This is a genomic window from Paenirhizobium naphthalenivorans (assembly GCF_007992095.1).
In the GTDB taxonomy this organism is placed as follows: Bacteria; Pseudomonadota; Alphaproteobacteria; order Rhizobiales; family Rhizobiaceae; genus Allorhizobium; species Allorhizobium naphthalenivorans.
This window is the reverse complement of record NZ_BJZP01000018.1, coordinates 80,284-95,088: the sequence shown is the minus strand read 5'-3', so window position 1 is coordinate 95,088 and position 14,805 is coordinate 80,284. Positions and strand designations below refer to the sequence as shown.

Here is a 14,805-nt window from a genome sequence, read left to right as displayed (position 1 = left end):
CCCACCCCCCCCAGACCAAACCAAAGCCACAAACCAAAACCACAAACCAATGACCGTCAGGAACACCGCCTTAGCCTTAGCTCTGCCATTCTTCCGTCGCGGGAACTCCACAATTGGCGCCTAACAGGCATTTCACCTGTCGCGCGCGACGCACCGAACGAGCGGATGCGGTGTGCGAATTTGACGGGCCGGGCCGAAACATGCTGAGTATGGCCCGCACAGCATGAGACGGCACGCATGCCCTAAACCACAGGTGTCTTGAACAAAGGGACGAAGACGGACGGATGATCACGGACCGCAGCATGGTACGATCGCTCGGAACCGAGCCGCCGATCCTGGCGGATGGCCATCGTGCGCCCGACCGTCGCGAGATTTCCCTGCGCTGGCTGTCGGGGACCTTTCTCACCGGCATCACCTCCTGCGTCCTGATGGGCGTGGCGCTGTTTGCCGCGCTCGACGGGCGCCAACAACTGGCGATCCCTGCGGAGGCCTATGCGGCAATCGGCGAAACCGCGCGGCTTGGCACCGAGGAAGCGACCCGCGGCGGCCGCCTGCTCGGGCCGAAGATCGCCGCGAGGCCAGTCGACAAGGCGATCCTCGAGGTCTCCACCGTCACCCATGACGGCGAGCGTGAGGTGGTGCGCCGCCAGCCCTTCGCTCATGTGAAGATGCGGCTGGCGATGAACTACAAAACCCAGGACAGCTATCCAGCCTTCGATCCCCTGGAGATCTTTGCGGCCGACGAAAAAGCGGCGGGAGCCTCCGGTCGCGCCGGCACGATCTACGGTTCGGATGTCGAGTCCGAGGTCAGCCTCAAGACCACCGCCTTCCCGCTCTCCGGCAATACGCGGCCCTATGCCGGCTCCATGTCCTTCGACGAGGTCGAGGAGAATGTCCGCACCAATGGCTCCGTGCTGACGGACGGCTCGACCCAGCTCACCGCCCTCTATTACATCGACCCGCAGCGTTTCGACAGCGATGCTGCCGTCGACATTGGCGCAGGGCTCGCTGCCCGCGTCGTCGAACAGAACATGAGCGTCGCCGAACCGGAAATCATCACGCCGGATACGCCGGAATATGCCGACGACGTGCTGCCCGTGCGCCGCCCGCAGGCGATCGACGCCGTCGTCATGGCGGCCGGCTATCCGAAATCGAAGGCCGGCGACATCGCCCGAGCGCTCGAGCCATATGCCGGTTCGAACGAACTGTCCGCCGGCGACGTACTGCGCATCGGCATCATCCAGCGCGGCGAGGAAGCGCGTGTCGTGCGCATCAGCCTTTATCGCCGGACGAACCATGTCGTGACACTCGCGGTCAATGATCAGGGCCGGCTGGTGAAGGGCGAGGAGCCACCGCCGCTCGACGCCATCGCCAGCGCCTTCGACGAGAACGCGCCGCAAATGGAGAGTTCGGCCCGCGACCTGCCGCGCGTCTATGACGGCATATACCGAGCGGCACTATCCTACGGCATGAACCGCGACATGACCGCGCTGGTCGTCAAGTTGCTCGCAGCCAATGTCGACTTTCAGGCGCAGCTCAAGCCGACCGATACGCTCGAGGCCTTCTTTTCGGTCGAAGACCAGGACGGTCAGGCGACCGAGGAGAGCGAACTGCTCTATGTCCGGGCTCGTTTCGGCGACACGGTGACGACCTTCTACCGCTTCCAGAACCCGGAAGACAATTCGGTCGACTATTTCGACGAGAACGGCAAGAGCATCCGCCAGTTCCTGCTGCGCAATCCCGTGCCAAACGGAGTCTTCAAATCGGGCTTCGGCATGCGCCGCCATCCGATCCTCGGCTATTCGCGCATGCATACCGGCACCGACTGGGCGGCCCCGCGCGGTACGCCGATCATCGCCTCGGGCAATGGCACGGTGGAAAAGGCCGGCTGGGACACTGGCGGCTATGGCAATCAGACACTGATCCGCCATGCCAACGGTTACGTCACCTCCTACAATCACCAGAGCGCCATCGCCAAGGGTGTCACGCCGGGTGCCAAGGTGCGCCAGGGCCAGGTGATCGGTTATGTCGGTACGACCGGCTTATCGACCGGACCGCACCTGCACTACGAACTGATCGTCAACGGCACCAAGGTCGACCCCTTGCGAGTACGTCTGCCCGGCGGCAAGTCGCTTGAAGGCGAGCCACTCGCCAAATTCGAAGCCGAGCGCCAACGCATCGACGCCCTTCTGCAAGGCGGCGGAAAATCGGCCGACGTCGCCAGTAACTGACCTCGCGGTCTTTGCATGCGGCACGAAGCGCCGTAAGCGCAGCCAAGTTCGACAACACACAGCAAAAAGGCGGCCCCTTGCGGGACCGCCTTCATTGTCTTGATTCGCGATTACCGTGATCAGGCGGCTTCGCTGATCGTCTTCGTCGTCGAGAACAGCAGCCGGTCCGACCCGGCACGGACGGTAACGGTCGAACCGTCAGCGATCGCGCCCGACAGGATCTGTTCGGCCATCGGATCCTGGACGAACTTCTGGATCACCCGCTTCAGCGGACGGGCGCCATAGACCGGGTCATAGCCCTTGTCGGCCAGCCATTCGCGGGCCTCGGGTTGCAGATCGATGATGATCTTGCGCTCGGCGAGCAGCGAGACCAGACGTTTCATCTGGATGTCGACGATCGCCCCCATCTCCTCGCGCTTCAGTCGATGGAACAGGATGATCTCGTCGACGCGGTTGAGGAATTCCGGCCGGAACGACGCCTTGACCACATCCATCACCTGATCGCGAACACTGTCGACATCCTGACCTTCCGGCAGGTTCGTCAGATATTCAGCGCCAAGATTCGAGGTCATGATGATCATCGTGTTCTTGAAGTCCACGGTACGACCCTGCCCATCCGTCAGACGCCCGTCGTCGAGCACCTGCAGGAGAACGTTGAACACGTCCGGATGGGCCTTCTCGATTTCGTCGAACAACACCACCTGATAGGGCTTGCGGCGGATCGCTTCGGTCAGCGCGCCACCTTCCTCATAGCCGACATAGCCGGGAGGCGCACCGATCAACCGGGCCACGGAGTGCTTCTCCATGAATTCCGACATGTCGATGCGGACCATCGCCGTCTCATCGTCGAACAGGAAGCGAGCGAGCGACTTGGTAAGCTCGGTCTTGCCGACGCCGGTGGGCCCAAGGAAGATGAACGAGCCGATCGGCCGGTTCGGATCCTGAAGCCCGGCACGCGAGCGGCGAACCGCGCGCGAGACGGCCTGCACCGCATCGCCCTGGCCGACGACCGACTTCGACAGCTCATCTTCCATGCTGAGCAGCTTCTCCCGCTCGCCTTCGAGCATCTTGTCGACCGGAATTCCGGTCCAGCGCGAGACGATATGGGCGATGTTGTCGGGCGTCACCACTTCCTGGACCATGCTGTCGGCTGCGCTGCCGTCGTGGGCTTCCGCATCCGTCAGCTCCTTTTCGAGCTTCGGGATCTCGCCATAGGCAAGCTCGCCGGCTCGCTGGAATTCGCCCTTGCGTTGCGCGATCGCCAACTCGTTGCGGGCATCGTCGAGCTGCTTCTTCAGGTCGGCGGCAAGACCAAGCTTGCTCTTTTCCGCCTGCCAGCGCGCCGTCAATGCATCGGCATCTTCCTCGATCGAGGCGAGTTCGAGTTCAAGCCGCTTCAGACGGTCGGCCGAAGCGACATCGGTCTCCCGCTTGAGAGCCTCGCGCTCGATCTTCAGCTGCATGATCCGGCGATCAAGCTCGTCGAGTTCCTCGGGCTTGCTGTCCACCTGCATCCTCAGCCGCGATGCGGCCTCGTCCATCAGGTCGATTGCCTTGTCCGGCAGGAAGCGGTCGGAGATATAGCGGTTCGACAGGACAGCGGCCGCCACCAGCGCCGAGTCCGAAATCCGCACCTTATGATGCTGCTCGTACTTTTCCTTCAACCCGCGCAGGATCGAAACCGTGTCCTCGACCGTGGGCTCATCAACCATAACCGGCTGGAAGCGGCGTGCAAGCGCCGGGTCCTTTTCGACATGCTTGCGATATTCGTCCAGCGTGGTCGCGCCGACGCAGTGAAGTTCACCGCGCGCCAGCGCGGGCTTCAGCAGGTTGGACGCATCCATGGCGCCATCGGCCTTGCCGGCCCCGACCAGTGTGTGCATCTCGTCGATGAACAGGATGATCTCGCCGTTTTCCGACTGCACCTCGTTGAGGACCGCCTTCAGCCGTTCCTCGAACTCGCCGCGATACTTGGCGCCGGCGATCAGCGAGCCCATGTCGAGCGCCATCAGCCTCTTGTCCTTCAGGCTTTCCGGCACGTCGCCATTGACGATCCGAAGCGCCAGCCCCTCGGCGATCGCCGTCTTGCCGACGCCGGGTTCACCGATCAGAACCGGATTGTTCTTGGTGCGGCGCGACAGGACCTGAATGGTGCGGCGGATTTCATCATCACGACCAATCACCGGATCAAGCTTGCCCTCGCGCGCTTCCGCCGTCAGGTCGCGGGCGTATTTCTTCAGCGCGTCGAAGCCGGCTTCCGCATTGGCGCTGTCGGCCGTACGCCCCTTGCGCACCTCGTTGATCACCTGGTTGAGTGCCTGAGCGGTCACGCCGGCCTTTTTCAGCGTCGCCGAGGTCGAGGCGGAGGTCTCGATCGCCAACGCCAGCAACAGGCGCTCGACGGTGACGAAGCTATCACCGGCCTTCTTGGCGGCGTCTTCCGCCGTGGAGAAGACCTTGGCAAGCGGTTGCGACAAGTAGACCTGACCGCCGCCGCCGGAAACCTTCGGCAGCTTGGCGAGCGCCACGTCATTGGCGATGCGCGCTTCCTTAGGGTCGCCCCCGGCACGCGAAATCAGGGCGGAGGCCATGCCCTGATCGTCATCAAGCAGTACCTTCAGTACATGCTCGGGGGTGAATTGCTGATGGCCTTCGGAAAGTGCGTGGGTCTGGGCGGATTGCAGGAAGCCGCGGACGCGCTCGGAATATTTTTCAATGTTCATTTGTGTTTGTCTCCGGTAGCCGCACTGCCCATTCGGCACAACACGGCGGTTGAGATGAGGCCCCCTGGGAAGGCGGGCCCTCCGGGATGTCCCCATCCCTTCAAACGAGATATGGGGACGGATTTCGGCCTTTAAAGAGCAGCTTAGAGCAAAATCTGAAACATTAGACGATCGGCAAGCCAGGATCGTGCATGAGCCTGCGCCGGTGGCGGAATAGGGTGCCCAATATACAAAAACCCCTCCTTCCATGCGGAAGAAGGGGTTTTCGATCGGATCGTCACCGATGCGACTATTCGGAAGCGACGACCAAAGCCGCAGCCTCGTCGGAAGACTGGGCGTCGCCGCTCTCCTGGCCTTCCTCGGTGTTGGTGCGGCGCGGCTGGCGGCGCGGACGGGCGGCGCTGCGACGACGTGGCTGCCGCTCGCCCGCTTCCTCCACCGCGCTTTCGGCGGCAGCGGCGACGGCTTCAGCCGGCATATCCTCCAGTACCGGCTGCGGGCCGGAACCGGCAACTTCCACCTCACGCCGCGGCTGACGCTGAGGCCGCTGCTGCTGCGCTTGTGGCTGTGGCTGTGGCTGGGGTCGCGGCTGTTGCTGCGACTGCGCGACCTGAGAACCGACAGTCGGTTCGTCCATGCCGTCCATGTCGTCGCCATCGCGATCATTGTAGTCGTTGCGGTCGTCCCGCTCATCGCGGTCGTCACGTTCGTCACGCTGGAAGCGCTCCTGCATCTGCGCCTGAGCGGCGGCAATGATGCGGTAGTAGTGCTCAGCGTGCTGCAGGTAGTTCTCCGCCATGACCCGGTCGCCGGCGCTTTGGGCGTCACGCGCAAGGGTCGAGTATTTCTCGGCAATATGCTGGGCCGTGCCGCGGATTTTCACGTCGGGACCAGAGCTGTCATAGGTGCGGGTCAGTGGATTGGCACCCTTGCGGTTGAAATTGCCGCCACCGCCACCGCCGCCGCCGCTGTTACGCCCGCGACCACGCTTGTTCTGCTGCTGTCCTGGCCTCATCGATAATTCACCTGAATTCTTCTGTTGTGCTGATAGTTGGCAACGCTGTTGGTTCTCGCTTGGACCGAACCAAGGCTATGCGAGCCGCAGGCAAACTGCGCCATCGCTTTCGTGCCGCTGGTGATAGTCAACTTTACTGAGTAACGCACCGGGACCTGTTCATCCCGTGAAGCCCGGTCACGAGCCGAAATCATGGCAAATCCAGATCGGAACGAATTCCGTTCCTTCCTGCTGCCCGTTGCGTGCCCGCAAACTATTACGCTTCCTAAGGAAAACCAAGCATTTTCTTTCAAAAGACCAATTATCCTTAGCATACGTAACAAATTAGTGACTACCCATCTCGTGAAAACAGCAACACCCGATCGTTACCGCCGAGATCGCGGTGCCATTCAATCAGAGAGAAGCCTTTTCTTTCAAAGAGTTGCGTCACGCTTTCCCTTTGATCGTAGCCGATTTCGACGCCGATCAAACCATGAGAAAGAAGGTGCTGCGCTGCATTTTCCGCAATGGCGCGATAGGCGACAAGCCCATCTCCACCGCCGTCCAGCGCCGCCCGGGGATCATAATCCCGAACCTCAGGGTCAAGCGCCTCGACCACGTCGGTGGGTATATAGGGCGGATTTGACACGATGATGTCAAAGCGCCCGTCAATTGCTTCGAACCACGCACTCCGACGGGTCTCGAACCTGTCCGCCAAGCCGTTAAGATCGGCATTGTTCGCGGCTGTTTCAAGGGCTCCCAGCGCAATATCGCTGCCGAGCGCCCGCGCCTGCGGGCATTCCTTCAACAGGGCCAGCGCGATCGCACCGGTGCCGGTGCCCATGTCGAGAAGGCTGACACTACCGTTTTCGGCCGCGATTCTCTTCAGATGCGGCAGCAGGCAATCGACTAGGATTTCTGTGTCAGGGCGCGGCTCGAGTGTCTCCGGCGACAGCCGAAGGTCGAGCCCGTGGAACTCGCGGTATCCGAGAATCCGGTGAACCGGCTCGTGCCGCAGCCGCCTGGCGACAGCATCCAGAATCAGCGCCCGCTCTGCCTCCGTCACCGGCCGATCGGCCTGAGTGAAGACCTCAGTCGTCGACAGTCCAAGCAAGCCGCCAAGCAGAATACGCGTTTCAATCGCGGCATCGACGAAGCCGGCCTCGGCAAGAGTGTTCCGCGTCGCGGCGACGACAGCACCGAGGCGCGATGCTCCGCTCATGACCGCTCGCCGAGCTGCGCCAACTGACCGGCCTGATAGTCGGCGATCAACGCATCGACCATTTCGTCGATCTCGCCCTCCATCATCCGGTCCAGCTTGTAAAGCGTCAGATTGATCCGGTGATCGGTCACGCGACCCTGCGGAAAATTATAAGTACGGATGCGCTCCGAACGGTCGCCGGAGCCGACCTGGCTCTTGCGATCGGCCGATCGCTCACTGTCGACCTTCTGTCGTTCGATGTCGTAGAGGCGCGATCGCAGCACCTGCATCGCCTTGGCGCGGTTCTGATGCTGGGACTTCTCCGACGAGGTGACAATAAGACCGGTCGGCAGGTGGGTGATACGCACCGCCGAGTCGGTCGTATTGACATGCTGCCCACCGGCCCCTGACGAGCGCATCGTATCGATGCGGATGTCTTCCGGCCGGATCTCTATGTCGATCTCCTCGGCCTCGGGCAGTACGGCGACGGTCGCCGCGGACGTATGAATGCGCCCGCTCGCCTCGGTATCCGGCACGCGCTGCACCCGATGCACCCCGGATTCGAATTTCAGCTTGGAAAACACACCGCGCCCGGTGATCGTCGCGATGATTTCCTTGTACCCTCCGGCGTCGCCTTCGCTAGCCGAGAGCACCTCCACCTTCCACCCGTGGGTGGAGGCGAAGCGTTCGTACATGCGGAACAGGTCGCCGGCAAAAAGCGCAGCCTCAGAACCGCCCGTGCCCGCACGGATTTCAACGATGGCGCTCTTCTCGTCGGCGGCGTCCTTGGGCAGGAGCAGGATCTGCATGTCCTTTTCCAGCCCTTCCAGCCGCTCCTCTATATCGGGCAACTCCATCTCGGCAAGCTCGCGCATGTCGCGGTCCGTGCCCTTGTCGGAGAGCAACGCCTTCAGCCCCTCGATTTCCTTGAGCGCCGCCTCATACTCGCGGATCTTCTTCACTACGGGTTCAAGCTCGGAATATTCCGAGGCGAGCTTGACATAGACGTCGGCCGCCGGCCCCGCCGACATGCGCGCTTCTATCTCGCCGAAACGGCGTTCGAGTTCGCGCATTTTCTCGACAGGAAGCTTTGCCACCCTTTACTCCACGTAGAATTCGGTCACAGGGGAATATTATTGTCTTCGGCAAAGCCGACCAGAATGTCCCGAAGCGGCAGATGCGAATGGTGATCATCCAGCGCCGCGTTGAGATCGCGACTGAGTTGATCCACGTCCAACCCGAGCAGCATGGCCTTGACCGGACCGATCGCCGTCGGCGACATGGAGATCGAGCGAAAGCCTATGCCAAGCAGGGCCATGGCGGAAAGCGGCCTGCCCGCCATCTCGCCGCACAGCGTCACAGGGGTTTCATGCTTGTCGGCCGCACGCACGATGTCGCGCAAAATCCTGAGGAACGGGCGCCCCAAGACGTCGAAGCGGTCGGCGACGCGCGCATTTCCGCGGTCGACCGCCATGGTGAATTGGAACAGGTCATTCGATCCGACCGAGACGAAGTCGACCTCCTCCATCAGCTCTTCGAGCTGCCAGAGCAGCGCCGGGACTTCCAGCATCGCCCCGAACTGGAGCTTTTTGGGCAGAGGATGGCCGAACTTCGAGAGGTGCTGCACCTCCTTCTGCATCAGCTCGCGCACAGCCCGGATCTCGGCAACCTCCGTCACCATTGGCAGCATCATCTTGAGTTCGGCGCCGGCGGCCGCCTTCAAAAGAGCGCGCAATTGCGTGCGTAGCAAACCCGGCCGGTCGAGCGAGAGCCGGATCGCCCGCCAACCGAGAGCCGGATTTTCCTCTTCGTGGCCGCGAAAGTAGGAGACGACCTTGTCGCCGCCAATATCGAGAGTGCGGAAAGTCACCGGTCGGCCGCCGGCCTGACGCAGCACACTGCGATAGAAAGCCTCCTGCTCCTCCCCTTTCGGCATGGTCGAGGAAATCATGAACTGCAGTTCCGTGCGAAACAGTCCGATACCCTGAGCGCCCGATTCGGCAAGCTGTGGCAGGTCGACCAGAAGCCCGGCGTTCATCTGCAGCATGATCCGCTTGCCGTCCTTGGTCAGCGGTTCGACATCCCGCAGAGCCCTGAACTGCTCCTGGCGGCGGGCCCTGAGCTTGACCTTTTCCTCATAGGCTTTTTGCAAGTCGGCCATCGGCCGGACATGCACCTGGCCGTCGTCGCCGTCGATGATCACCGGATCACCGTTTTCGGCCAGAGCGACAGCGCCTGCCGCCTGCCCAACCACGGCAATGCCCATGGCGCGGGCGACGATCACCACATGGCTCGTCACGGCGCCTTCCTCCAGCACCAGGCCGCGCAGGTTGGTGCGCGGATAGTCCAGAAGCTCGGCCGCTCCCATGGCACGGGCGAAGATGATCGCGTCGGCCGGAAAGCCCTCGGCCTGGCTCTGCGACGAAAAGCCGGTCAGCTGGCGCAGCAACCGATTGGCGAGATCATCGAAGTCATGCATCCGCTCACGCAGATAGGGATCCATCAGACGGATCATCCGCGCTTTCGTGTCGCTCTGCACCTTCTCGACAGCGGCCTCTGCCGTCAGACCGTTGTGGATCGCCTCTTCCATGCGGCGAACCCAGCCCTGGTCATGAGCGAACATGCGATAGGTCTCGAGCACCTCGCGGTGTTCGCCTTCCATCGAGACTTCACGCCTCGACAACATGTCATCGATCGAGATCCTGAGCGAACCGAGCGCGTCGGCAAGCCGACGGATTTCCGTCTCCGTGTCTTCATTTAGGAGATTGGTGACGACGATGCGCGGTTCGTGCAGCACGACATAACCGAGGCCGATGCCTTCGTTATAGCCGTCGCCATCGATCGTTACCGCCCGCGTCAGGTCGAGTTCGAGACCCGGCCGAGTGATCTTCTTCAACTCGCCGGTCGCGATTATCTCTGCCAACACCATGGCTGTGGTTTCGAGCGCTTCAAGCTCTTCCTCCCGATAGTTGCGCTGCGCCTTGTTCTGCACGACGAGAACGCCCAAACTGCGGCCGGCTCTCAAGATCGGCACACCGAGGAAGGAATGATAGATCTCCTCACCCGTTTCCGGCAGGTAGCGGAAGGCGGGATGGGCCTGGGCATCGGAGAGATTGAGCGACTGGGCGGAGGCCGCGATCGTACCAACAAGACCTTGGCCCATTTTTAGCTGGGCAAGGTGGACCGCATCCTTGTTGAGACCCTCGGTGGCGTAGAGTTCGAGCACGCTGTCGGCGCGCAGCACGTAGACCGAACACACTTCGGCGACCATGTTGCTCGCGATCTGGCGAACGATCTGGTCAAGGCGCTCCTGTGGCTCAAGCGGTTCCGCCATCAACTCGCGCAACCGCTTGAGAAGGACGCGTGGACCCGCGGAAAGGTCTCTCATCGCGTAGCTGCTCCCGAATACGTCATTGGTCGGGCGGCCTCGCCGCCCGTGTCCCAAACGACGAGGATGGCGAATTCCGCTTTAGAGAATCAATTCTTATCGAGCCCGTAACAGGAATGCAAAGTCCGAACGGCGAGTTCGGCATAGGGGCCGTCGATCAGGATCGAGATCTTGATTTCGGACGTGGTGATCGCCTTGATGTTGATGCCCTTCTCTGCCAGGGCGCGAAACGCGGTGGCGGCGACGCCGGCATGACTGCGCATGCCGATGCCGATGACCGAAACCTTGACTAGGCCCTTCTCGCTCTGGAGCACATCGTAGCCGATCGTGTCCTTGTTCTCGCCCAGCACGGCAAGCGCCTTGTCGACGTCGCCCGACGGAACGGTGAAGGTCATGTCGGTGCGGGTGCCGTCCTCGGAAATGTTCTGGACGATCATGTCGACATTTATATGGGCTTCGGCCAGCGGCCCGAAGATCGCGGCGGAAACGCCCGGCCGGTCGGCAAGCCGACGCAGCGAGATCTGCGCTTCATCCTTGGCATAGGCAATGCCGGTGACTACTTCCTGTTCCACGATCTCTTCCTCATCGCAAATCAACGTACCGGGCGGATTCATGAGGTCGCCCATGCCCGGCGCATCGGGATCCTCGAAGCTCGAGCGCACGAAGGTGCGCACCTTGTGGACCATGGCGAGCTCGACCGAGCGGACCTGCAGCACCTTGGCGCCCAGCGAGGCCATTTCCAGCATTTCCTCGAAAGCGATCTTCTTCAGCCGCCGCGCCTTCGGCTCGATGCGCGGGTCGGTCGTGTAGACGCCGTCGACGTCGGTATAAATATCGCAACGGTCGGCCTTCACGCCGGCCGCAATCGCCACCGCGCTCGTGTCGGAACCGCCACGGCCGAGCGTCGCGATACGGTTGTCCGGGCCGATACCCTGAAAACCGGCGACAACCGCCACCTGGCCCTCGCCCATCCGGCGAATGATGTCCTCACCGTCGATTTCCTGGATGCGGGCGGCTCCATGGGCGTTGTCGGTCTTGATCGGGATCTGCCAGCCCTGCCAGGAGCGGGCATTGACACCCATCGACTGAAGCGCGATCGCCAGAAGGCCCGAGGTGACTTGCTCGCCCGAGGCGACCACGGCATCATACTCGCGCGCGTCGTAGAACGGCGAGTCGGCACCGGCGACTTTCGGCATGGTTTGCACCCAGTCGACCAGCTCGTTGGTCTTGCCGGACATGGCCGAGACGACGACGGCGACCTCGTGGCCGGCATCGACCTCGCGTTTGACGTGCCGGGCAACGTTGTAGATGCGTTCGAGATTGGCGACGGAGGTTCCGCCAAATTTCATCACGATGCGTGCCATTGCCTTGACCGTATGCCTTTGCCCGTGCGCCGACGGGGTCGGCGGATAAGTGTTGCGCCTCGAAAGGCTCTTTGATTGCGGCGCTTTTAGCGAATTAGCGCGGCGCACGCAACGCCCGTTTCCGCCCACCGGGGATGGTTGATTGTCGGACCGTAAAGAGACACTGGCGCCCGCCGAAAGGACGCCATAATTTGGCGCGGATTTCAGCGCCAAGCATGCCACTCGCCGGAGTTTCCGCCGGTTTTAATCTAGGACGTTGCCCGAGCATCGGAACCGCAAGCATGAGTTCGCCTCAAAACCACGATGAAACGATCCTCCCACCCGATCCCTTTACCAAAGACCTGACCCCTCGTTTCGGGTTTCTCGCCCGTTATGGCAAACCCTTGGCCGCCATACTGACGGTGGTGGTCTTCTCCTTCGTCGGCTATGCCATCTATCGGTTGACCGAAGAAGTCAGTTACGACGACGTCGTACGAAGCCTTGTCGATACCAGCCCCTCGTCCATCCTGCTGGCCGTCTTCTTCACCGTGCTGAGCTTCGCCACGCTCTGTTTCTACGACTGGAATGCGCTGGCCTTCATCGGCCGCAAAAAACCGTTCGGCGAAGTGGCCTTGACTGCCTTCAGCGCCTATGCCGTCGGCAATGTGGCAGGCTTCGGCGCGCTCTCCGGCGGCGCCATCCGTTATCGCGCCTATTCGCGCGCCGGCCTTGCACCCGACGAGATCGGCCGCATCATTGCCTTCGTGACCCTGTCATTCTCTCTCGGCCTGACAATCATCACGTCAGTCGCGCTCATTCCGATGTCTCCCGAGATCGGCCCGCTGATCGGCATCGATCCGGTATGGCTGCGAGCTGTTGCGATGCTCATCCTCGCCGGCCTTGCCGCCCTTTACTTTATCGCGCGCCGCCGCATCCGCGCCGGCAACATCCAGGGGCTGCGCTTTGTCGACAGCCGCTTGCTGTCACGTCAGTTCCTGGTGACGGTGCTCGACATCGCCTTTTCCTCGTCGGTTGCCTACGCGCTTTTGCCGGCAGGCGCAGCCATTTCGTGGCCGGCCTTCTTCGCCGTCTATGCCGTGGCGATCGGCCTTGGCATCGTCAGTCACGTGCCCGGCGGCGTCGGAGTTTTCGAAGCGGTGATCATTGCCGCCCTCGGCGACCAGGTTGGCACCGACCAGATCCTCGCGGCTCTCGTCGCCTACCGCCTGATCTACTATGTTCTGCCGCTGTTGGTGGCGATCGTCCTCGTCTCCCTTGCCGAGCTGCGCCAGGTCGCTGCACACCCCCTGCCGTCTGGCATGGTGCGCACGGCCTCGCGCATCGCCCCTCTCCTCCTCGCGACGCTGACGCTGATCCTCGGCGTCATGCTGGTGCTCTCCAGCGTGACGCCCACGCCCAGCGACAACATCGCTTTCCTTTCGACCCTGTTTCCGCTGCCCATCATCGAAGGCGCCCATTTCATCGCCAGCCTTCTCGGCCTGCTGCTGGTGATTGCCGCCCGCGGCATATCCCAGCGCTTGGACGGCGCATGGTGGACGACCATGTTTGCGGCAGCCGCCGCCCTCGTACTGTCGATCTTGAAGGCGGTCGCCCTTGGCGAGGCATCGATGCTCGCTGTGCTGCTGGTCGGCCTGTTCGTCAGCCGTCGCCTCTTTGTGCGCCCCGCCTCGCTGTTTCGCCAGACATTGAACACCAGTTGGTTGCTGGCCATCGCCGTGCTTTTCATCGGCACCATGGTCGTCATGCTGTTCGTCTATCGCGATGTCGAGTACAGCCATGATCTGTGGTGGCAGTTCGAATTCGAGGCGGAGGCCCCGCGCTCGCTGCGCGCCATGTTGGGCCTGACCATCGTCTCCTCGGCGATCGCGGTCTTCAGTCTCTTGCGTCCGGCCTCTCTCCCTGTCGCCCCGCCCCAAGAGGAGGCCCTGCGCAAGGCCGCGACGATTGTCGCCGCGCAGGACGTCGCCGATGCCAACCTGGTGCGCACCGGCGACAAATCGGTGATGTTCTCGCCCGATGGCGACGCCTTCATCATGTATGGCAAGCAGGGGCGCTCCCTCATCGCCTTCCTCGACCCAGTCGGACCGCGAGCGGCTCGCGCCGAACTCGTCTGGCAGTTCGTCGAAACGGCACGCACCGCCGGCTGCCGTGCCGTCTTCTATCAGGCGTCTCCGGCGCTCCTTCCTGCCCTTGCCGATGTCGGCATGAAGGCCCTCAAGCTGGGCGAAAGCGCCCATGTCGATCTGGCTCAGTTCGACCTGAAGGGTGGCCGCTGGGCGAACCTTCGCCAGGCAGCCACCCGCGCCGAGCGCGATGGTCTCGCGTTCGAGATCGTCCCCGTCGACCAGGTTTCCTCGATTCTGGGGGACCTGCGCGCCGTCTCTGATGCCTGGCTTGATGAACACAACACCCGGGAAAAGGGGTTTTCGCTCGGCGCTTTCACCGATGACTACATGCTAAGCCAACCCGTCGCGCTGCTCCGCTTCGGCGGGCGCATCGTTGCCCTCGCCAACATTCTGCTGACGGATACCAAGGAAGAGGCGTCGATCGACCTGATGCGCTTCGCCCCCGATGCCCCGAAGGGCGCGATGGATTTCCTCTTCGTCAGTCTGCTGACTTACCTGCGCCGTGAGGGCTACCGGAATTTCAATCTCGGCATGGCACCGCTCTCCGGCCTGTCTCGACGCGAGGTCGCACCTGTCTGGGACCGCATCGCCAACACCTTTTTCGAACACGGCGAGCGCTACTATAATTTCAAGGGACTTCGAGCCTTCAAGTCGAAGTTTCATCCCGAATGGCAGCCGCGCTATCTCGCCGTCTCCGGCGGGCAAAGCCCGATCATAGCGTTGCTTGACGCAACGCTCCTGATTGGCGGCGGTTTGAAAGGCGTGGTGAAGAGATGAA

General features: G+C 62.2%; 8 protein-coding genes. 2 read left to right on the top strand and 6 right to left on the bottom strand.

Features of this window, described 5'->3' with window-relative positions; genetic code table 11:
- Window positions 1–284 precede the first annotated feature (284 nt).
- Window positions 285–2,231, top strand: a complete 1,947-nt coding sequence (locus RNA01_RS16490; protein WP_147181311.1) for a M23 family metallopeptidase — start codon at window positions 285–287, stop codon at window positions 2,229–2,231.
- Window positions 2,232–2,350: 119 nt separating this feature from the next.
- On the opposite strand, the gene clpB is transcribed toward RNA01_RS16490, so the two are convergent.
- The 6 genes from clpB to RNA01_RS16460 all read right to left on the bottom strand — a co-directional run bounded on the left by clpB (window position 2,351) and on the right by RNA01_RS16460 (window position 11,901).
- On the bottom strand, window positions 2,351–4,954 hold the full coding sequence (gene clpB / locus RNA01_RS16485) for an ATP-dependent chaperone ClpB (RefSeq protein ID WP_147181310.1): 2,604 nt from the start codon (window positions 4,952–4,954) through the stop codon (window positions 2,351–2,353).
- A gap of 289 nt (window positions 4,955–5,243) precedes the next feature.
- On the bottom strand, window positions 5,244–5,969 hold the full coding sequence (locus RNA01_RS16480; protein ID WP_147181309.1) for a DUF4167 domain-containing protein: 726 nt from the start codon (window positions 5,967–5,969) through the stop codon (window positions 5,244–5,246).
- A 331-nt stretch (window positions 5,970–6,300) separates the two neighbouring features.
- Entirely contained in the window at window positions 6,301–7,170 is an 870-nt protein-coding gene (gene prmC / locus RNA01_RS16475) for a peptide chain release factor N(5)-glutamine methyltransferase (RefSeq protein WP_147181308.1), read from the bottom strand.
- Window positions 7,167–8,246 carry a peptide chain release factor 1 gene (gene prfA / locus RNA01_RS16470; RefSeq protein ID WP_147181307.1) on the bottom strand — a complete coding sequence of 360 codons (1,080 nt, stop codon included), beginning with the start codon at window positions 8,244–8,246 and terminating at the stop codon, window positions 7,167–7,169. The genes prmC and prfA overlap by 4 nt, the downstream gene beginning before the upstream one ends.
- Before the next feature lie 23 nt (window positions 8,247–8,269).
- On the bottom strand, window positions 8,270–10,537 hold the full coding sequence (gene ptsP, locus RNA01_RS16465; protein WP_147181306.1) for a phosphoenolpyruvate--protein phosphotransferase: 2,268 nt from the start codon (window positions 10,535–10,537) through the stop codon (window positions 8,270–8,272).
- A gap of 89 nt (window positions 10,538–10,626) precedes the next feature.
- Window positions 10,627–11,901 carry an aspartate kinase gene (locus RNA01_RS16460; protein ID WP_147181305.1) on the bottom strand — a complete coding sequence of 425 codons (1,275 nt, stop codon included), beginning with the start codon at window positions 11,899–11,901 and terminating at the stop codon, window positions 10,627–10,629.
- Window positions 11,902–12,182: 281 nt separating this feature from the next.
- Between RNA01_RS16460 and mprF the strand changes: the two genes are divergently transcribed.
- Window positions 12,183–14,804 carry a bifunctional lysylphosphatidylglycerol flippase/synthetase MprF gene (gene mprF, locus RNA01_RS16455; protein WP_147181304.1) on the top strand — a complete coding sequence of 874 codons (2,622 nt, stop codon included), beginning with the start codon at window positions 12,183–12,185 and terminating at the stop codon, window positions 14,802–14,804.
- Window position 14,805 lies beyond the last annotated feature (1 nt).